Raw genomic sequence first — 3427 nt, forward strand, 5'->3', positions numbered from 1 at the left:
GCGTACGACCCGGTTGAAGGTCTCCCACGCCTTCCACTCCCCGCTGATGGAGCCGATGCTCGCGGAGTTCCGGGGGGTGGCGTCCGGGCTGACCTTTCACGAGCCGCGGATCCCGGTTGTGTCGAATGTGACCGGACGCCTGGCCGACCCGGCCGACTTGCGCGATCCCGAGTACTGGGTGCGGCATGTCCGTGAGACCGTCCGTTTCCACGACGGCATCCAGGCCCTGGAGGAAGGGGGCGTACGAACCTTCCTGGAGATCGGCCCGCAAGCAGTACTGGCCGGGCTGGGCTGCGGCGACCAGGCCGTGTTCCTCGCCGCGCAACGCCGCGACCGACCCGAGACCAACCAACTCGTCACCGCTCTCGGTCAGATGCACGCCCTCGGTGTGGGAATCGACTGGACGGCGTTCTTCGCCGGACGCGGTGCCCGCACCGCCGACCTGCCCACCTACCCCTTCCAGCGCAAGCGCTACTGGCTCGACGCCGCACCACCCACGAGCGATCCCACCCACCTCGGTCAACTCGCAGTCACACACCCTCTCTTGAGTGCCTGCGTACAGCTTCCCGGTACCGGCGCGCTCGTCCTCACCGGACGGCTGAGCACCGACACCCACTCCTGGCTCACCGACCACACCGTCCACGGCACCACCCTCCTGCCCGGCACCGCACTGGTCGAACTCGCCCTCCAAGCCGGCCACCGCACCCACACCCCCGTCCTCGACGAACTCACCCTCCAAGCCCCCCTCACCCTCCCCGACCACACCCCACTCGCCCTCCAAGTCGTCGTCAACGCCCCCGACGACACCGATCGCCGCACGGTGGAGATCCATTCCCGTGACGCGGATGATCCTGCGGCGCACTGGGTCCGGCACGCGGTCGGTGTCCTGGCTCCAGACGGTGCCGGCGAAGCCGAGGCGCTGCCTGGGGATAGCGGGGTCTGGCCACCCGAGGGTGCCACGCCCGTCCCGGTGGAGACCCTGTACGAGGAGCTGGCCGGGCACGGGTACGGCTACGGTCCGATGTTCCGGGGCGTGCGGCGGATCTGGCGCCACGACGGGGACGTCCTGGGGGAGATCGCCCTGCCCGAGGAGGCCGTCGACGCGGCGGCGTTCGGGATCCATCCGGCTCTGCTGGACGCCACGCTGCACCTGAGCGACTTCCTTACCGGTGACGGTCCGGCCGACGGCGATCAGGAGACCCGGGTCCCCTTCTCCTGGGCAGGCGTGTCCCTGCGGACGACGGGTGCCGCCGCGCTCCGGGTGCGGATGCGGGCGACAAGCCACGGTGGGGTCTCGCTGGCCATCGCCGGCAGTGACGGTGCTCCCGTGGCGACCGTGGGGGCGTTGGTACTGCGTCCTGTGACGGCGGAGCAGTTGAGCGGCGGAGCGCTGCCCCTGTACCGCGTCGAATGGCAACCGTTGCGTGATGCCGTGGTGCCGGGCCAAACGACCGCGGGGCTCGTGGAACCGGCCGCGCTGCCCGCGTGGGCGGAGATCCGGGACGGCGGGCCGGTGCCGGAGCTGGTCGTCTTCTCCGTGGCGCCCGGAGACGGGGAGGCGGCCGCGCCCCTGCGCGCGCGGGAGGCGGTCCATGAGGTGCTGGCCGTGATGCGCGCCTGGCTGGCCGATGAGCGCTGTGCGTCGTCCCGGCTGGTGGTCGTGACGCGCGATGTCGTGTCCGCGGACCCGGCGGACCGGGTGTCCGATCCGGGCGGGGCTCCGGTCTGGGGCGCGGTGCGGGCGGCGCAGGCCGAGAATCCGGGCAGGTTCGCGGTGATCGACACCGACGGTTCACCGGCGTCCGTTCGCGCCCTGCGCGCAGCGGCGGCGCTGGACGAGCCGGAGATGGCCCTGCGTGAGGGCGAGATTCGGGTGCCGCGACTGGCCAGGGTGGCGGCGCCGCCCGCGGCAGCGGAGTCGGCCGTGCGTTGGCCGGCGACCGGTACGGTGCTGATCACCGGCGGGACCGGCTTGCTGGGCGGGCAGTTGGCCCGGCATCTGGTGGCCGAGCACGCCGTACGGCATCTGCTGCTGACCAGCCGTCGCGGTCCCGACTCCCCCGGCGCCGACACCCTCCGCGCCGAACTCATCCGCCTCGGCGCCCACAGCGTCAGCATCACCGCCTGCGACACCAGTGACCGAACCGCACTCGCCGCGCTGCTGGAGCAGATCCCCGGCGAGCATCCCCTGACCGCCGTCGTCCACGCCGCCGGGGTTATGGACAACGGCGTGGTGGACGCCATGACGCCCGAGCGGGTGGAGGAGGTGCTGCGGCCGAAGGTGGACGGTGCCTGGCACCTGCACGACCTCACCCGCCATCTCCCCCTGACCGCCTTCGTCCTCTACTCCTCCGCCGGCGGCATGATCCTCGCCGCCGGACAGGCCAACTACGCCGCCGCCAACGTCTTCCTCGACGCCCTCGCCCACCACCGCCACCACCTCGGACTCCCAGCCCACTCCCTCGCCTGGGGACTGTGGGAGGGGACGGCGGGTGACGGTGACGCGCATGCCGTGGACGCGGGCCGCATCCGCCGCCTCGGGGTGCGCGAACTGTCCGTACGGGAAGGGCTGACGCTGTTCGACGCGGCGGTCGCTTCCGGTGAGGCTGTGTCGGTGCCCGTACTGTTCGATGCGAAGGCGTTGCGGGCACGGCAGGACGATCTGCCCGCGTTGCTGCGCGGCTTGGTGCCCGTCGCGGCTGTGGCAGGTCCGCGGGCGGGGTCGGCTTCGGGACAGGGCCGAGAGCCGGGTGGTGGCCCGTCCGGGTCCGCTTCGGTCGTGGCCGGTTCCGGGGCCCAGGCGGAGCTGCCGCTGGCCGAGCGGCTCGCGGGGCTCCCCTGGGAGGAGGCGGGGCACGAGCTCCAGCGCCTTGTCGCGACGCATGTGGCGGCTGTGCTCGGGCACGGCGGTCCGGAAGCCGTCATCCCCGAGCGTGGTTTCCTCGACATGGGGCTGGACTCCCTGGCCGCGTTGGAGCTGCGCAACCGGCTCGCCGGCGCTACCGGGGAACGGCTGCCCGCCACGCTGATCTACGACTGCCCGACCGTGGTGGCTGTCGCGGAGTTCCTACGCACGGAGATGGTGGGCGAACAGCCCGTCGCGATCGCCGGGACACCGGCGTCGGGCAGCGGGACCGGCGCCGACCTGGCCGCACTGGAAGCGGAGTTGTCACGGATCGAGCAGACGCTGACCACAGTGGCGGCCGATGAGGACGAGGCGGCCCGTATCGAGCACCGACTGCGGTCGCTGACCGCCGAGTGGGCCGCGACGCACCGCTCCACCGCGGCCAGTCCTACCGAGGACGAGGCACTGGCGGCAGCCACCGCCGACGAGTTGTTCAAGATGCTCGACGGCGAACTGGAGGCCTGAGCGGAACCCTGTGGGCGGGCTGTCGGCGGGCCCGTCACCGCGTGAGCGATGCGGTGA

The 3427-nt window shown here is 72.4% G+C and carries 1 protein-coding gene; it reads left to right on the plus strand.

Translation table 11 applies throughout. The features are described 5' to 3' along the window. Positions 1 to 3370, plus strand: a 3370-nt coding sequence (locus tag ACFWI9_RS33480) for an SDR family NAD(P)-dependent oxidoreductase (protein ID WP_387168850.1), incomplete at its 5' end; no start/stop codon positions are given. Positions 3371 to 3427: the final 57 nt, after the last annotated feature.

The organism is Streptomyces sp. NPDC127084, from assembly GCF_042724175.1.
Taxonomy (GTDB): domain Bacteria; phylum Actinomycetota; class Actinomycetes; order Streptomycetales; family Streptomycetaceae; genus Streptomyces.